Consider the following 16,440-nt stretch of genomic DNA (forward strand, 5'->3'; position numbering starts at 1 on the left):
CGGCGTCAGCGCGACGCCGCCGGCCCGCATCGCGCCCGAGAACACGGTCGCCATGCCGAACGGCACCGTGCTCCACAGAGCGATATAGAGCAGCCCCTTCGCGAGATCGAGCACAGCGGCGTCCGTGATGAAGATGCCGAGCACGGCGCGCGGTGCGAGATAGATCAGCGCCACCAGCCCGCCGGTGAGGAACAGGTTGAACAGCAACCCGGTCCGCACGATCGCGCTCAGCCGCGTCGCATTGCCGCCGCCGATGGCCTGCGCGCCGAGGATCGACACCGAGATCGAAATCGACATCGCGGTGAACTGCGCATAGCCCATCACTTGGTTGACGGCGCCATAGGCCGCAGTCGCAGCCGAGCCAAAGCCGTTGACGAGGCCGAGCAGCACCAGCTCGGCGATCGCCATCGCCACCATGCCGACCGCGCTCGGAAGCCCGATGCTCAGCACCATTCCGAGCACCGCGCCGTCGATCCGCAGATGACGCATAAGCGTCGCGTCCGGAGCTAGCGGATGCTTCTTGCGGCGGAGATAAATGGCCAGCACGACGAGCGTCAGCGCATTCGAGATCGCGGCTGCCCAAGCCGGGCCAGTGATGCCGCAAGCCGGCAATCCGAACCATCCGCGGATCAGGACCGGCGCCAGCACGAGACCGATGAATGTCTGCAAGGCCAGCGCCAGCAACGGTGTCAGCGTGTCGCCGACGCCGCGGATCATCGCCGTCGACAATAGGAAGACGAAGCCGAGCGGCATCGTCAGAAGCATGATGCGCGCGTAGTGGCTGGCCTGGTCGAGAATGTCAGGCGGCGTGGTGAGCGCCATCATCAATTGACGGCTGAACAGGACGCCGAACAGTGCGACCGTGATTGCAAGCAGCAGGCCGACCGCAAGCGTCGTGCCGGCGACCGTCTTGATCTTGTCGCGCTCGCCGGCGCCCCAGGCCTGTCCGATCAACACGGTCGCACCGGTGCTCAGGCCCATGACGAAGGCGAACAGAAAGAACATCACCGGAAAAAATACCGACACTGCGGCGAGCGCGTCGACACCGATCATGTGGCCGAGATAGACGTTGCTGACGGTGCCGAACAGCGATTGCAGCGCATTGCTCAGCATCAACGGTGCGAGGAAGGTTGCAAACGTCTTGGGAAGCGACGAGGGCGCGGACATGGATATTCCTTTCGATGAACGTGCAAAGCCGTTGCCGCGCGCAGTGCGCGCGGCTCAGGCCGTCGATGGTTGGACGTGGATCTCGCCTAGGCGCGGTCGCTGTAGGCGAGCTTGACGATGTGGTCGCGGATGTCGGTCGGCCAGTCCGCGATCAGTCCGGTGAAACGCCGCCGGTCATCTGCGAACAAGGCCCGCGAAGCCTCCTCGAAATTCCCGAGGTTACCCGCCATGGTCGACATGAAGTGGTAGGCCGCATCGCGCGCCCCCCGCTCGCGGTCCTTGTCGCCGCTGACACGTCGCGCGTCGTCGACGAGTTTTCGCAGCGCCACCGACGCGCCGCCCGGCTGGGCGTTGAGCCATTCCCAATGCCGCGGCAGCAACGTCACCTCGCGCGCGACCACGCCGAGCTTCGGCCGGCCGCGACCACGCGGTTCGCTTGGCGGTGTTTCGGCCGCGGGAGGCGGCGCCAGCTTGGCCAGCCGCGCCACGACTTCCCGCTCGTCGCCGCGCAGGTCGAAATCGACCGGGCGTCCGGTCGCATCGGTGAAGATGATGATGGGATCGCTGCCGCGCGCCTGCGCCCGCTTCACGGCGAGCGCGACCTCGGTCAGAGGTCCAGACGCCAGGCGCCGCTGGCCGGCGAAGGCTGTGAAAGTGTCGGTCATTGGAATCATTGCCAATTTGATCAGTTGCGCGATTTAATACCCGGATAAAATAGATCCGTCAATATGCCCGGGTAAAAATCATGGGACCGGCGTCTCGACATTCCCCCTTCAGGCTGGCACGAACGCGGTCCAACCGACCACGCGACCGGGGATTTTTGCGATGCTGACCGTTCACCACCTCAACAATTCGCGCTCCCAGCGCGTGCTGTGGCTGCTCGAAGAGTTGGGCGTGCCCTACGAGATCGTCCGCTATCAGCGTCAGCCGGACATGCGCGCACCGAAAGAGCTGCGCGCCATCCATCCGCTCGGCAAGTCGCCCGTCATCACCGATAACGGCAACACCGTCGCCGAATCGGGCGCGATCATCGACTACATCGTCGGCACCTATGGCAACGGCAAGCTGGTCCCGCCGGCGAACACGCCGGACCGGCTGCGCTATAATTATTGGCTGCACTATGCGGAGGGATCCGCGATGCAGCCGCTGCTGCTAAAACTGCTGTTCACGCTGATGCCGAAGCGTGCGCCCGCGCTGCTGCGTCCTCTGGTGCGCAAGGTCACGAACCAGGCGCTGACCACGCTGGTCAATCCGCAACTCAAGCAGCACATGGACTATTGGGAAGGCGAGCTCAACAAGAGCGAATGGTTCGCGGGTTCCGAGTTCACCGCCGCCGATATCCAGATGAGTTTTCCGCTGGAGGCCGCTCAGTCGCGCGGCGGGCTGGAGCAGGGCCATCCGAAGGCGATGGCTTTCCTCGAGCGCATCCATGCCCGGCCGGCCTATCAGCGCGCGCTGCAAAAGGGCGGTCCGTACGAGCTGGCGCGCTAGCGCTTAGTTCACCGCCGCGATCACTTCCTTGATCAGCCGCGCCACGCCTTTGATATCGCCGGTCGGATCGACGGAATCCCCCAAACGCACCACCACCATGCGCTGCGACGGGATGATGAAGATGCGCTGGCCGAGATCGCCGGAGGCGAAGAATGCATCGCGCGGAATCCCGGCCTCCACACGGCCCCTGGCGTGCGGATGCTCGCTGCGATTGGTCCAGAAACCGGCCGCATAATCCGTATCGAGCGTGGCGGCCGCGCAAAAATCCACCCAGTCCTCGTGCAAAATGCGTTTTCCGCCGACCATGCCGTCATTGAGATAGAGCAGGCCGAAGCGCGCCCAGTCGCGCGCGCTTGCCAGCATGTAGGTCGTGCCCTGAATGGTGCCGGCGCCGTCGAGCTCCAGCGTGACGTTGCGCATGCCGAGCGGGTTGAAAAGCTCGCGCCAGGCGAAGGCGAGGCTCTTCTCGGGTCCGCCGGTGCCGTCGCGAACCATGCGCGCCAGAATCTGCGTGCTGCCGCTCGAATAATGCCAGCGCTGGCCGACGGGCGCGACGAGTCCCGCCTTGACCGCGAAGCCCGCCATGTCGTCGGCCAGATACATCATCCGGCTCGACGGATCGAAGCCGCTATTGGTCTCGTCCAGATCGAGCCCCGACGTCATCTTCATGAGATGACCGACCTCGATCTCGCGCCGCGGATCGGATGTGCCGCGCCATTCAGGCACGGGCGCAGGCACTGAAGGGCTCAGGAGATCCTGCTGAGTCATGATGCCGAGCAGGGCATTGATGACGGATTTGGTCATGGAAAAGCCGAGCAGCTCGGTGTCTACGCCGATCCCCGCCGCGTAGCGCTCGGCGATGATTCGACCGTCGCGTACCACGACAACCGCCTTGGTGCGCCGGAACGGCGGTTCGGGCGGCTCCTCGAAGGCATGATCGAGCGCCGCCTTCAGCGCGGGATCGGTCGGCTCGACTACAGCGGCATCGGCGATTTCGGGCAACAGCGGCGGCGCCTTCGGCGTCTTCGCGGCCACGAGGTCGATCTTGGGCAGATAGGGTGTGGTCGTCCCATGCTGCAGCACGCAGCCGAAGCCGTCGCGAAAGATCGCGTGACTACGAAAGCCGCCGAGCACGGTGACGTCGGCCGTCTTCGCCGCGCGATCGAGATCAAACCGCATCAGCCGGCGCAAACGGTGGATGCCGTCGCGCTCGGTCGTCTCCGCGAACACGATCTGCGGATCGAGGCCTGAGACGAACGTCTTGCTGCAGACGTTATGCGCGACGTAGCCGGTCGCGACGCGGATCGCATCGTCCGGCCGGTAGATGAAGCTGAGCGCGACGGCTGCCAGCAGCGCCAGCGCAACAAGCGCAGCCGAGATCCGAAAGAAAAGTTTCATGGAAGCTCGTCGTGACGCGGATGCTGCGTCGATATCACGCCGCAGCCGGTCTCAAAAGCCCGGCGCTATTGCCCCGCGGCCTCCGCCCCGCGGGTGCGGGGATCGGGTGCGCCGAGTGCTCCGTTCGGCGTCACCGCGATCGAATTGGCCGAGGTCTGCCCCATCGGCTCGACGACGGTGTGACCCATGGCCTTCAGCCCGGACAGCACGTCGTCGGGAAACCCCTTTTCGACGCGAACTTCGTCGGGCAGCCATTGGTGATGCAGTCGCGGCGCTGCGACAGCAGCTGCCACGTCCATCCTGTAATCCAGCACATTGACGATCACTTGCAGCACGCTCGATATGATGCGGCTACCGCCGGGCGAGCCCGTGACCAGCACCGGCTTGCCGTCCCTCAGCACGATGGTGGGGGACATCGAGGACAGCGGCCGCTTGCCGGGGCCGGGCAGATTGGCCTCGTAGCCGACGAGACCATAGGCATTGGAGGCGCCGACTGCCGCGGTGAAATCATCGAGCTCATTGTTGAGCAGCACGCCGGTGCCCTCCGCGACGAGGCCGACGCCATAGCTGAAGTTGAGCGTATAGGTGTTGCTCACCGCATTGCCTCGGCTGTCGACGACGGAATAATGCGTGGTGTTGCTGCCTTCGCGGATCGGCGCCGCAGTCGCGGCAATCTCGCTCGACGGCGTGGCCTTATCGGCCTTGATGCCGGCGCGCAACTTGTCCGCATAGTCCTTTGCGATCAGTGTCTGGATCGGCGCCTTGACGTAATCGGGATCGCCGAGATAGCGGGCGCGGTCCGCATAGGCGCGCTTCATGGCTTCAATCAACAGATGCAGCGATGCCGGCGAACCCTGCTTCAGGTCGGAGAGCGGGAAACCCTCCAAGATATTGAGCGTCTCGACCAGCACCACCCCGCCCGACGAAGGCTGCGGCATCGAGATGATGTCATAGCCGCGATACGTACCGCGCACCGGCTCGCGAAGTGCGGGCCGGTATGATTTCAGATCGTCGGATGTCATGATGCCGCCGGCATCGCTCACGGCCTTGGCGAGCTTTTCCGCGACCGGGCCCTCATAGAAGCCGCGCGGCCCCTGCGCCGCGACAGCCATCAGGGTCTGCGCAAGGTCGCTCTGCACGAGACGGTCATCCTCGCGCAGCGGCGTGCCGTCCGGTCGCGAAAAGATTCTTGCGGAGGACGGCCAGCGCGCCAGGCGCTTGTGCCAGCCGGGCAAGGTGTCGGCCATGTCGTCGCCGATGACAAAACCGTCGCGCGCGAGCTCGATCGCCGGCTGCAGCAATTCGGCCAGCGTGAACTGACCCGAGCCGTATTTCTCGAGTGCCAGCGCCAATCCGGCAACCGTACCGGGTATACCGATGCCGAGTGCCGAATCGCGCGATTTTGCGGTGTCCGGCTTGCCGTCGGCGCCGAGAAAGATTTCAGCCGTGGTCGCGGCCGGTGCGGTCTCGCGATAGTCGATCGCGACCGCTTCCTTGCGTTCCGCCGAGTAGATCACCATGAACCCGCCGCCGCCGATATTGCCGGCGCGCGGATAGGTGACGGCCATGGCAAAACCGGTGGCGACAGCGGCGTCCACGGCGTTGCCGCCACGCCGCAGGATATCGGCGCCCACCTGCGCGGATATTTTCTCCTGCGCCACCACCATGCCATGTTCGGCGCTGATGGCGTGGACCGTATCGAGCGAAGGGGGTACATAGGCGCGCCGCGCGTCCTGTGCGGCGGTTGGCAGGATACCCGCAAGCAGAAGCGCAATGGTTGCGACGAATTTCCGCCGCGTTGAATGAGACGACATCATCACACTTCCGCCGTGCCTTCGGACCAACCCCACGTTTGTCACATGATGCTATACGGTTTGCGCTAAGTCAGGCAAAACGCCTGTTCGTGATAAGGAATTGACGATGACGACGATTGCCACAGAGGTGAGCATGGCCGGGCGGACCTATCCGCCACGCGCTGCCGTCGTCAGTTGGATATTCTTCGATTGGGCCGCGCAGCCCTATTTCACGCTGATCACGACCTTCGTCTTCGCTCCCTATTTCGCCACCAGCATCGCGCCAAACCCCGCAACGGGCCAGTCGCTGTGGGGATTTGCGATGGCAGCAGCCGGCATGGCCATTGCGCTTCTGTCTCCCGTGCTCGGGGCGATTGCGGATGCCTCCGGCCGCCGAAAGCCCTGGATCGCCGTGTTCGGCGCGCTTCTCGTGATCGGCTCGAGCACGATGTGGATCGGCAAGCCCGGCGACCAGGCCATCATCCCGCTGCTGCTCTCGGCGCTCGCCCTCGCCAGCGTCGGCGCGGAGTTCGCCACCGTCTTCAACAATGCGATGATGCCGACCCTGGTGCCGCCGGAGCGGATCGGCCGGCTCTCCGGCACCGGCTGGGCCACCGGCTATATCGGCGGCATCGTCAGCCTGGTCATCGTGCTCGGTTTTCTCGCCGCCAATCCGGAGACGGGTCGCACGTTGCTCGGCTTCCAGCCGTTGTTCGGCCTTGATCCCGTTTCGCACCAGGGCGACCGCATCACCGGGCCGCTGACCGCGTTGTGGTTCGTCGTCTTCGTGACACCGCTTTTTTTGTTTACGCCGGACTATCCGGCCAAGCGGCCGGTGCGCGAAGCTCTGCGTGAGGGTCTGTCGGAGCTGAAGCAATCGCTCGCCGGGCTGCCGAAGCAGAAATCGCTCGCCGCGTTCCTGCTCGCCAACATGATCTACACGGATGGCCTGGTGTCGCTGTTTGCCTTCGGCGGCATCTACGCGGCCGGCACCTTTGGCTGGCATACGATTCAGATCGGCACGTTTGGCATCATGCTGGCGATCGCCGGCACCTTTGGCGCCTGGCTCGGCGGCAAGCTCGACGATTCATTGGGGCCCAAGCGCGTCATCGCCGGCAGCATGCTGATTCTGTTGCTGTCGCTGGCGGCGATCCTGATGGTCGACAAGAACAGCGTGCTGTTCGTCAAGGTCGCGCCGCCCGTGCCCGGCGGTCCCCTGTTCTCGGGCGCAGCCGAGCGGGCCTATCTCGTGCTCGGCTGCCTGATCGGCGCGGCCGGCGGTCCGCTACAGGCGGCCTCGCGCACCATGCTGATCCGCCTCGCGCCCAAGGATCGCATCGCGCAATATTTTGGCCTGTTCGCGCTGACCGGCAAGGTGACGTCCTTCGTCGGCCCGCTGCTGATCGGCCTGATCACCGCGGCCACCGCCAGCCAGAAGGCCGGCATGGCGGTGCTTGTGGTGTTCTTCGTTGCGGGGCTCGGGCTGCTGATGCGGGTGAAGGACTAGCCGCGCTTCGTAGCCCGGATGGAGCGAAGCGCAATCCGGGACGATCAACGCCCCGGATGCAGAACCCGGATTTCGCTGCGCTCCATCCGGGCTACGTCAACTCAATCAGTGCCTGAAATGGCGCGTTCCCGTGAACACCATGGCGATGTCGTGCTCGTCGGCGGCCTTGATCACCTCGTCGTCGCGCATGGAGCCGCCGGGCTGCACCACGGCGGTGGCGCCGGCTTCGATGCAGGCGAGCATGCCGTCGGCGAACGGGAAGAACGCATCCGACGCCACGACCGAACCCTTGGTCAGAGGCTCCGCGAGCTTCAGCTCGTTCGCCGCATCCTGGGCTTTGCGTGCTGCGATTCGTGCCGAATCCACGCGGCTCATCTGCCCGGCACCGATGCCGACGGTGGCGAGATCCTTGGCGTAGATGATCGTGTTCGACTTCACATGCTTGGCGACCCGGAACGCGAATTTCAGGTCGCGCATTTCGGCATCGGTCGGCGCGCGCTTGGTCACCACCTTGAAGGTCATGTCGTCGACGACGGCGTTGTCGCGGCTCTGCACGAGCAAACCGCCGGCGACCGTCTTGGCGGTGAAGCCGGCTGCGCGCGGATCGGGCAGGCTGCCGGCGAGCAGCAGGCGCAAATTCTTGCGCGCACCGATGATGGCGATCGCTTCCTCCGACGCGTCGGGCGCGATGATCACCTCGGTGAAGATTCTTGTGATCTCGCGCGCGGTGTCTGCGTCGAGTGCGCGGTTCATCGCGATGATGCCGCCGAACGCCGAGGTGGAGTCGCAGGCGAGCGCGCGCCGATAGGCGCTGACGAGATCGGAACCTTCGGCCACGCCGCACGGGTTGGCATGCTTGACGATCACGCAGGCCGCGGTGCGCTTGGCATCGAACTCGCCGATGCATTCATAGGCCGCGTCGGTGTCGTTGATGTTGTTGTAGGACAGCTCCTTGCCCTGCAACTGCCGCGCGGTGGAGACGCCCGGCCGCTTGTCGGGCGTCGCATAGAACGCCGCATTCTGGTGCGGGTTCTCGCCGTAGCGCAGCGCCTGGATCAGCCGGCCGCCGAAGGCGCGGAAGTCGGGCGCGTCGATCTCGAGCTGACGCGCGAACCAGTTCGAGATCGCGGCATCATAAGCGCCGGTGCGGGCATAGGCCTTTGCGGCGAGGCGCCGGCGCAGCTTCAGCGTCGTCGCCCCATTGTGGGTGGCGAGCTCGTCGAGCACGGCCTGGTAATCCTGCGCCTCGACCACGACGGCAACGTCGTCATGGTTCTTCGCGGCGGCGCGGATCATCGCGGGGCCGCCGATGTCGATGTTCTCGATGCACTCTTCGAAATCAGCGCCTTTATCGACGGTCGCCTCGAACGGATAGAGGTTGACGACGAGCAGGTCGATCGGCGCGATGCCGTACGCCTTCATCGCTTCGGCATGTTCCTTGTTGTCCCGGATCGCGAGCAAGCCGCCATGCACTTTCGGATGCAGCGTCTTGACGCGGCCGTCCATCATCTCGGGGAAGCCGGTGAGTTCGGAGACGTCCTTCACCTTGAGGCCAGCCGCGGCGATCGCCTTGGCGGTGCCGCCGGTCGAGACCAGCTCGACGCCGTGCGAAGCAAGCGCCTTGGCAAACTCGATCAGGCCGGTCTTGTCGGAAACGGAGAGAAGGGCGCGGGTGACGCGACGGTGGTCAGTCATGAGCAAGATCCTCTGTTGAAGGGAGTCCCTATGCCCAGGCGCGCGGCAGATATGTTCCGCGCTTCCCGATGGTGCTCCATCCAAGGTCGCCAGTCGCGCGAACGAGGGCTCGTTAGCAGCTTTCGGCGGCCCCTACAATAACGCGAAACCGCATGCACCGCGTGCGTTCACAGCGGAAGTTCGGGCTCCCGCCGCGCGTTACGCCGGGCATTGGTGACCGTCGGCGAGGCCGTGGAGCGGACGAAGCTCCAGCGGATCGAAGGCGCCTGACGCGCGTCCTGCCGGATCACGATCTGGGCGGTGCGGCGTGGGCCGTCATTGCCGGCCAGGAACACGCTGTCCTCGAGGTCGACCTTGTCGTCCAGGGCTTCAAAGGTCCAGACGTCGCGGTTCGGCAATACCAGCATGACGCCGCGGGCATCCGACAGCCGGCTCGCCTTCACCGCCGGGTGAAGATGGAAGCGCAGCGCGAAATCGGCGTCGCCGCCCTTGAGGCGCCCGCCCTGCGGCGGCGACAGCGTGTCCTCGCCGTCGAGCCGCGTGCCGTCATCGGCGACCATCACGACACGGCGATGGATCACGCCGAATTTTGCGAGATAGCCGTCATGCGAGGTCGTGAGCAGCGTGCCGTTCTGCACGACCTCGCGATAACTCTCGACCTGGCCCGGCCCGGTCGTGATGGGTGCGCCATGCAGCAGCTTCTTCATCGCCGACATCTCCACGAACTGACAGGACGAGGTGTCGTGGTAGGTCAGCGTCGAATGCGCCGCGGTGCCGCGCGCAAACGGCCGCCAATTGTCGCGGCCCGTGGTCGGCATGCCACAATTGGTCACGATGCGGCTGATGCCGGAGGATAGTTCGAACGACAGGCATCCGGCATGGGCGTCGTGGCTGACATTGGCCGGCGGCGGCGGGCCGGTGTCCATGATCAGCGTCATCTGCCCGGCGTCGAGCCGCTGGAAGCCGGTATGCGGCATGTTTGCCATCGGCGCGCCATGGGTGTCGTCATAGGCGAGCAGGGTGGCAAGCAGATCCGACGGCGTCGCGCTCATGCCGTTGAACAGCGCAAAATTTCCGTCGCCGTGCCGGAAGAAGCGCAACATCGGCATCATGCGATCGATGGCGTTGAGCAGCGCCGGCGGCGGGGCGATGTTGCGCGCGGCAAAGGTTTGCCGCAGCGGCAGCAGGTCGATCAACAACTCGATCAGCGCACCGGGATTGCGCGAGATGTGCCCGCCGTCAGGCAGGATCTGGCGCTGCAATTCGTCGGAGAGTTTTCGTGAGGCGCTGCGGATGTGGCGCGCCTGGTTGGCAAGGCACAGCGCCGCATAACACAGCGCGATCAGCACCTGGAGCCGCGGCACGCCGTCCGGGATGTCCACCATCGTGTAACGGAGATAACGGATCTCGCGCGCCAGGCCGCGGAGGTAACGGCGGTAAAACTTGTTGTCGGTATCGCTGAGCACCAGCGGCGCCTGCGACAGCAGCGAGATCACGCGGCGTGCCAGCACGTCGGCGCGACGCGCGACCGGGCGGCGCTTGTTGGTGGGATTGGAAATCCAGTCTTCGACCAGCGAGCGCGCATTGGCCCGCGTCAGCGCGGTGTCGGCGGCACGCAGATGGCGCAGCCAGCCGAAGCCGAGCAGCGCGACCTCCCAATCCTCCGACGGCGGCTCGAGATCGAAGATCGAGCGGCCATGGCAATTGACGATCTTGCCGGCGAAGACGAAGCGGCCTGCATAGATCTCTGCGGCGCGGGTGGCGTCCGCGGTGCGCAGGTCATGCGGCGCGATGATCAGCCGGTCGGTGCGTCCCGGCCAGAGCCGCGACAGCGCAACCGATCCGCCGCTCGCGCGCGCAAGCACGTTCCGCGCGAAGCGGTTCATGACCAGCGTCGAGATACGTCTGCGTTGAGCGACCGACACGCCTTGCCTTGAAGGGGGAGAGGATTCCGACGAATCCTTTTAATCCCAAAATCGGACGCCTGACACCACCTTGAAACCGCGCGAATCAGTGCCGGGGGAGCAAAATCCGGTGCAAAATCAGGATTTAACGAGCCGGGCGGCGTAGAATCCGTCGAGCCCGCCGAGCCTGGGGTCGGCATGCGGCAAATGGCAGGGCAGGGTGCGCAGGTCACCGTCGGCGGTGATGATCTCGGTCAGGCCCGCGACCTCGGACGCCGCGATCGGGGCACGCCGCAAACCAGGCTCCGCGGCCAGCAGCGTGGCAATCGCCTGCTCGCCCTCCTCGGGTTCCAGCGAGCAGGTGCAATAGACCAGCGTGCCGCCCGGCTTGAGCAGCGAGACGGATTTTCGCAGCAGCCGCTGCTGAAGCGCGGCCAGCGCGGCGATGTCGGATTCCTGCCGTAGCCAGGCGACGTCGGGGTGACGGCGGATGGTGCCGGTCGAGGTGCAGGGGGCGTCGATCAGGATGCCGTCAAAGCCTTCCACAGGTCCTGCCCATTCCACGGCGTCCGCAACCACGGTCTCCGCCTGCAGCGACAGGCGCGCAAGATTTTCCCGGAGACGCGCGACGCGCGCAGGCGAACGGTCGATGGCGGTGACCTTTGCGCCGGCCAGTGCCAGTTGCGCGGTCTTGCCGCCGGGGGCCGCGCAGAGATCGGCGATGGATTTGCCGGCGATATCGCCGAACAGACGCGCGGGCAGAGCCGCAGCGGCGTCCTGCACCCACCATTGGCCATCGCCGAATCCGGGCAGCATGGTCACCGAGCCGTGCAGCAGCGTGCGCACCGATCCGGTCGGCAACACCTCGCCATGCAGGCGCGTTGCCCATTGCGCAGCGTCCGACTTCACCGTGAGATCGAGCGACGGCTCGTGGCCAAGCGCCGTCGCCATCTCGCGTGCGGTGGCCTCACCATAATGCGCGATCCAGCGGGCGAGCAGCCAGGGCGGCAAGTCCAGTGATTGCGTGGCGACTTCGTCGACCAGCGCCTTGCCCTCGCGCGCGCAGCGCCGCAGCACGGCATTGACGAGGCCGGCATAGCGCGCCGCGCGGCGATCGGATTGCACGAGGCGAACCGAGAGATCGACCGCGGCGTGATCGGGCACGTCCATCCAGAGGATTTGCGCGGCACCGATCAGCAATGCGCTCTGCGCACGAGGGGCGTCGGACGGAATGCCCTTGTCGAGCAATCGCGACAGCACGTGACCGAGCGTGCCGAGCTTGCGCAGAATCGTCGCGACGAGGCGACGCATCAGCGCGCGGTCGCGATCGGCGAGTGTCTTCAATCCGGGATGGGCGCCGGCACCGTCGAGCTGGTCGTCGAGCGTGCGGTGCTTGTGCAGGACGCCGTCGACGATGTCGGCAGCGATCCGCCGTGCCGCAAGGCCAGGCACTTCAGTCGGAGGAGCGAAACGTTGAGAAGGCATGCGAAAGTAAGGTTCTGAGCGAGTGGCAGTTCCGCCGGAATAGGCGCATGCCTGATGATGCGCATCTGTGACATGCGAATATGCCAAATGTAAGAATCGCCTCTGGTTTTTTCATCCGGTCATGATGATCTCTGAGGGATCGCGCAGGGCACCGTCCTGGGCTAAAGAGCGTCCCGATGAGCGATAAATCTCCATCCGAACCGAAAACTTTGCCGCCAGCCGCCCAGCGGGCGCTGGCCGAGGCTGAAGCGCGCCGTCAGGCCGCTGCCAAGGCGCAAGACGAGGCGCGCCCGAAGGAAATGCAGGGCCCAAAGGGGCCGGAGCCCACGCGCTACGGCGACTGGGAGCGCAAGGGCATCGCCTCGGATTTCTAGGGTCGGGGCCGTCTCTTGCCGGTTCGCCCGACTCAGTCCAGCGTCGGCTGATGTCTCCCTACGATCGCCCCAATCCCTATCGGCCGTCGTTCCGCGGTTCATCCCTTGGCGGCCCTTTCCGCGGTTTGCTGCCATGGATGTTCGTGGTCGGCATAGCCGTCGCCGTTGTCCTGACGTTTCGGCATGGGCTGAACTGGCCCTTGTCGCGTTCCGATGACGGCCGGACGCAGGATGCCGCAATCGTCCTGCAGCACGCCGGCAATCCGGACGTTCGCCAGGCCGTGGACGTCATCCGCACCATCGACGGCGACACCTTCCTCGCGCGTGTACATCAACGTGATGGGCGCGATCTCGTCACGCGGGTTCGCCTGCGCGGTATCGACGCGCCTGAACTGAAGGCATCGTGTCAGGACGAACTGACGAAAGCGGAAGCCGCGACCGATGCGCTGCGCGAGCTGCTCGGCCAGGGCGGTGTTGCCATCTACAACATCGGCCCGGACAAGTATGAAGGTCGCGTCGTTGCCGATGTTGCAACCAAACGCACCGCCAGCGTGTCGGCGGCCTTGCTCGCGAGCGGCCATGTCCGCAGCTACAATGGCGGCCATCGCGACGGCTGGTGCGCGCGCGGTTGGCGCTTCTGGCAATGAAAAAGCCGCGTCGAAACGCGGCTTCTTCGCTCTCTTGCCGAGATAAATCGGATCAGCGCGTCACGACGACGGTCGTGCCGACGGAGACGCGGCCGTAGAGATCGGTGATGTCGTCGTTGAGCATGCGGATGCAGCCATAGGAGACGAAGCCGCCGACCGAGCCCGGCATGTTGGTGCCGTGGATCGCATATTCACCGCCGGCGAGCGTCATCGCTGCGACACCCATCGGATTGCGCGGCGAGCCGCCCGGGATCACGTCGGGCATGCTCGGCTTGTCGCGCTTCACTTCGGCAGGTGGCGACCAGGCCGGGTTGCGATACTTGCCGTCGATGCGGGTGGTGCCGGCCCACTGCTTGCCGGAGCGGCCGACGCCGACGGGGTAACGCACGGCGTGGCCGGTATCGAGAATGAGATAGAGCCGGCGCTCATTGGTCCGGACCACGATGGTGCCCGGCGAATAATCCGCCGACCGCATCCCCACCATTTCCGGCCGCGCTTCGGCCGCTGTCGACACCAAGACGCCTGCCCCGATGGTGGCGGCCAATGCCACCGCAATCCTCATCGACATGATCTGCTCCACTTCCCAGCCGCCCCTCGCGGGGCCCTCAAAACCGGCATGCAGACCGCTCGAAATTGGGCCTGCCGGCCTCACCCACGCATTCTTAACCGCGTGTCTTAACCGGATGGTTTCCACATCCGGCGTCGGGGGCCTGCCTGTGGAGGGAACAAAGGAAATGTTCGAATTAAAGTAAATGACCTGAAAACAACACTCGGCCGGAAATGTCAGGCGGCGCCGGGGGCGCCTCTGACAAGTGCGTGAGGGATGTAGCGAACCGCACCAGGTGCTGAGAATTGCGACTCGTCTCGTGTCCCGGACGCAGCGCGGCACGGAGTGACGCGACGCTGAGCCGAGACCCATCTCGCAGAGGGTGAGGTGGTGGCATGGGCCCCGGCTCTGCAGCGCACCGCTGTAGGAGTGCTGCGCTGCGTCCGGGGCACGAGAGCCGATCAGGCCGACGCGTTCTTCTTGTTCTGCCGGTTCTTGACGAGGTCGTCGACCACGGCGGGATCGGCCAGCGTCGAGGTGTCGCCGAGGCTGCCCGGCTCATCCTCGGCGATCTTGCGCAGGATACGACGCATGATCTTGCCGGAGCGGGTCTTTGGCAGGCCCGGCGCGAACTGGATCTGGTCGGGCGAGGCGATCGGACCGATCTCCTTGCGCACCCAGGTGACGAGTTCCTTGCGCAGATCCTCGGTGGGCTCGATGCCGGCCATCAGGGTCACATAGGCATAGATGCCCTGGCCCTTGATGTCGTGCGGGAAGCCGACGACGGCGGCCTCCGACACCTTCTCATGCGCGACCAGCGCACTCTCGACTTCGGCGGTGCCCATGCGGTGGCCGGAGACGTTGATGACGTCATCGACGCGGCCGGTGATCCAGTAATAGCCGTCGGCATCGCGGCGGCAGCCGTCGCCGGTGAAGTACTTATTCTTGTAGGTCGAGAAGTAAGTCTGCTCGAAGCGCGCGTGATCGCCATAGACCGTGCGCATTTGGCTGGGCCACGAGCGCGTAAGGCAGAGGTTGCCGGTGGTCTCGCCTTCCAGCACCTTGCCGTCGGCATCGACGATCTCGGGCACCACGCCGAAGAACGGCTGCGTCGCCGAGCCCGGCTTGAGTTTTGTCGCGCCCGGCAGCGGCGTGATCAAAATGCCGCCGGTCTCGGTCTGCCACCATGTGTCGACGATCGGGCAGCGGTCGTCGCCGACGACGCGGTGATACCACTCCCACGCCTCCGGATTGATGGGCTCGCCGACCGAACCGAGCAGGCGCAGGCTTGCGCGCGAGGTCTTTTTCACGGGCGCGTCGCCCGACTGCATCAGCGCGCGGATCGCGGTCGGCGCGGTGTAGAAGATGTTGACCTTGTGCTTGTCGATGACGTTCCAGAACCGCGAATTGTCCGGATAGTTCGGCACGCCTTCGAACATCAGCGTGGTCGCGCCATTAGCGAGCGGACCGTAGAGAATATAGCTGTGCCCGGTGACCCAGCCGACGTCGGCAGTGCACCAGTAGATGTCGCCCTCGTGATAGTCGAAGACGTATTGATGCGTCATCGACGCGAACACGAGATAGCCGCCGGAGGTGTGCAGCACGCCCTTCGGCGTGCCGGTCGAGCCCGACGTATAGAGGATGAACAGCGGGTCCTCGGCGTGCATGTGCTCGGCGGGGCATTCCGTCGTCACCATCGCGGCCGCCTCGTGGTACCAGAGGTCGCGCGACGGATTCATGTCCACCTTGCCGCCGGTGCGCTTGACCACGACGACCCAGTCGACGCCGTCGGCCTTGGCGAGCGCTGCATCGACATTGGCCTTCAGCGGCACCTTCTTGCCGCCACGCAGGCCTTCATCGGCAGTGATGATCACCTTGGAATTGCAGTCGTTGATGCGCTGCGCGAGGCTGTCCGGCGAGAAGCCCGCGAACACCACGGAGTGGATGGCGCCGATCCGCGCGCAAGCGAGCATCGCATAGGCCGCTTCCGGGATCATCGGCAGATAGATCGTGACGCGGTCGCCCTTCTTGACGTTGCGCGTGCGCAGGATGTTGGCCATCCGGCACACTTCATCGTGCAGCTCTTTGTAGGTGATGTTCCGGGATTGCGAGGGATCGTCGCCTTCCCAGATGATCGCGGTCTGGTTGGCGCGCTTGGCAAGGTGGCGGTCGATGCAGTTCCAGGCGACGTTGAGGACGCCGTCCTCGAACCATTTGATGGAGATGTTGCCGGGTGCGAAGGAGACGTTCTCGATTCTGGTGGGCGCCTTCATCCAGTCGACGCGCTTGGCCTGTTCCGCCCAGAAGCCGTTCGGGTCCGAGACCGAGCGGGCGTACATGTCCTTGTACTTCGCCTGATCAACCCAGGCGCGCTTCGACCACTCGGCAGGTACGTCGTAGATCTTCTCGGACATGTTTCCCTCCACAAGCGG

13 protein-coding genes and 1 riboswitch are annotated in these 16,440 nt (G+C 65.2%); of the genes, 4 read left to right on the forward strand and 9 right to left on the reverse strand.

The annotated features are described in order from the left end of the window. A partial coding sequence (locus C2U70_RS13845; protein ID WP_140978646.1) for an MATE family efflux transporter occupies positions 1 to 1,167 on the reverse strand: 1,167 nt, incomplete at its 3' end. Between the two features lie 86 nt (positions 1,168 to 1,253). After that, positions 1,254 to 1,832, reverse strand: coding sequence for a DUF2239 family protein (locus tag C2U70_RS13850; RefSeq protein ID WP_186294246.1), 579 nt, complete (start codon positions 1,830 to 1,832; stop codon positions 1,254 to 1,256). Between the two features lie 160 nt (positions 1,833 to 1,992). Here C2U70_RS13850 and C2U70_RS13855 point away from each other — a divergent pair, with 160 nt between their 5' ends. Then, the gene (locus tag C2U70_RS13855) at positions 1,993 to 2,658 is read left to right on the forward strand and encodes a glutathione S-transferase family protein (RefSeq protein ID WP_140978650.1); all 666 of its coding nucleotides are present in this window, start codon (positions 1,993 to 1,995) and stop codon (positions 2,656 to 2,658) included. 3 nt (positions 2,659 to 2,661) lie between these two features. Here C2U70_RS13855 and C2U70_RS13860 read toward each other — a convergent pair whose 3' ends face one another. Together C2U70_RS13860 and ggt are read right to left on the reverse strand one after the other, a co-directional pair. Beyond that, the gene (locus C2U70_RS13860; protein WP_140978652.1) at positions 2,662 to 4,056 is read right to left on the reverse strand and encodes a serine hydrolase domain-containing protein; all 1,395 of its coding nucleotides are present in this window, start codon (positions 4,054 to 4,056) and stop codon (positions 2,662 to 2,664) included. Between the two features lie 65 nt (positions 4,057 to 4,121). Further along, positions 4,122 to 5,873 (reverse strand): gamma-glutamyltransferase, encoded by a 1,752-nt coding sequence (gene ggt, locus C2U70_RS13865; protein WP_140978654.1) that lies wholly within the window; start codon positions 5,871 to 5,873, stop codon positions 4,122 to 4,124. Between the two features lie 103 nt (positions 5,874 to 5,976). Between ggt and C2U70_RS13870 the strand changes: the two genes are divergently transcribed. Beyond that, positions 5,977 to 7,356 (forward strand): MFS transporter, encoded by a 1,380-nt coding sequence (locus tag C2U70_RS13870; RefSeq protein ID WP_140978656.1) that lies wholly within the window; start codon positions 5,977 to 5,979, stop codon positions 7,354 to 7,356. A gap of 105 nt (positions 7,357 to 7,461) precedes the next feature. Here the strand turns inward: C2U70_RS13870 and purH are convergent, their stop codons facing one another. The 3 genes from purH to C2U70_RS13885 form a co-directional block, all read right to left on the reverse strand. Beyond that, positions 7,462 to 9,051, reverse strand: coding sequence for a bifunctional phosphoribosylaminoimidazolecarboxamide formyltransferase/IMP cyclohydrolase (gene purH / locus C2U70_RS13875; RefSeq protein ID WP_140978658.1), 1,590 nt, complete (start codon positions 9,049 to 9,051; stop codon positions 7,462 to 7,464). Between the two features lie 25 nt (positions 9,052 to 9,076). After that, positions 9,077 to 9,158: riboswitch (ZMP/ZTP riboswitch) on the reverse strand. Between the two features lie 60 nt (positions 9,159 to 9,218). Beyond that, positions 9,219 to 10,937 carry a heparinase II/III family protein gene (locus C2U70_RS13880; RefSeq protein WP_186294247.1) on the reverse strand — a complete coding sequence of 573 codons (1,719 nt, stop codon included), beginning with the start codon at positions 10,935 to 10,937 and terminating at the stop codon, positions 9,219 to 9,221. 156 nt (positions 10,938 to 11,093) lie between these two features. Beyond that, entirely contained in the window at positions 11,094 to 12,440 is a 1,347-nt protein-coding gene (locus C2U70_RS13885) for an RsmB/NOP family class I SAM-dependent RNA methyltransferase (protein WP_140978661.1), read from the reverse strand. Between the two features lie 176 nt (positions 12,441 to 12,616). Here C2U70_RS13885 and C2U70_RS13890 point away from each other — a divergent pair, with 176 nt between their 5' ends. Together C2U70_RS13890 and C2U70_RS13895 are read left to right on the forward strand one after the other, a co-directional pair. After that, positions 12,617 to 12,814 carry a DUF1674 domain-containing protein gene (locus C2U70_RS13890; protein WP_140978663.1) on the forward strand — a complete coding sequence of 66 codons (198 nt, stop codon included), beginning with the start codon at positions 12,617 to 12,619 and terminating at the stop codon, positions 12,812 to 12,814. Positions 12,815 to 12,864: 50 nt separating this feature from the next. After that, a complete protein-coding gene (locus C2U70_RS13895; protein ID WP_140978665.1) occupies positions 12,865 to 13,461 on the forward strand; it encodes a thermonuclease family protein in 597 nt (198 codons plus the stop codon). A gap of 52 nt (positions 13,462 to 13,513) precedes the next feature. On the opposite strand, the gene C2U70_RS13900 is transcribed toward C2U70_RS13895, so the two are convergent. Beyond that, a complete protein-coding gene (locus C2U70_RS13900) occupies positions 13,514 to 14,029 on the reverse strand; it encodes a L,D-transpeptidase (protein WP_140978667.1) in 516 nt (171 codons plus the stop codon). Between the two features lie 440 nt (positions 14,030 to 14,469). Continuing rightward, positions 14,470 to 16,422, reverse strand: a complete 1,953-nt coding sequence (acs, locus tag C2U70_RS13905; RefSeq protein ID WP_186294248.1) for an acetate--CoA ligase — start codon at positions 16,420 to 16,422, stop codon at positions 14,470 to 14,472. Between the last annotated feature and the right edge of the window lie 18 nt (positions 16,423 to 16,440).

Source organism: Bradyrhizobium guangdongense, assembly GCF_006483445.1.
Classification (GTDB): Bacteria; Pseudomonadota; Alphaproteobacteria; order Rhizobiales; family Xanthobacteraceae; genus Bradyrhizobium; species Bradyrhizobium guangdongense_A.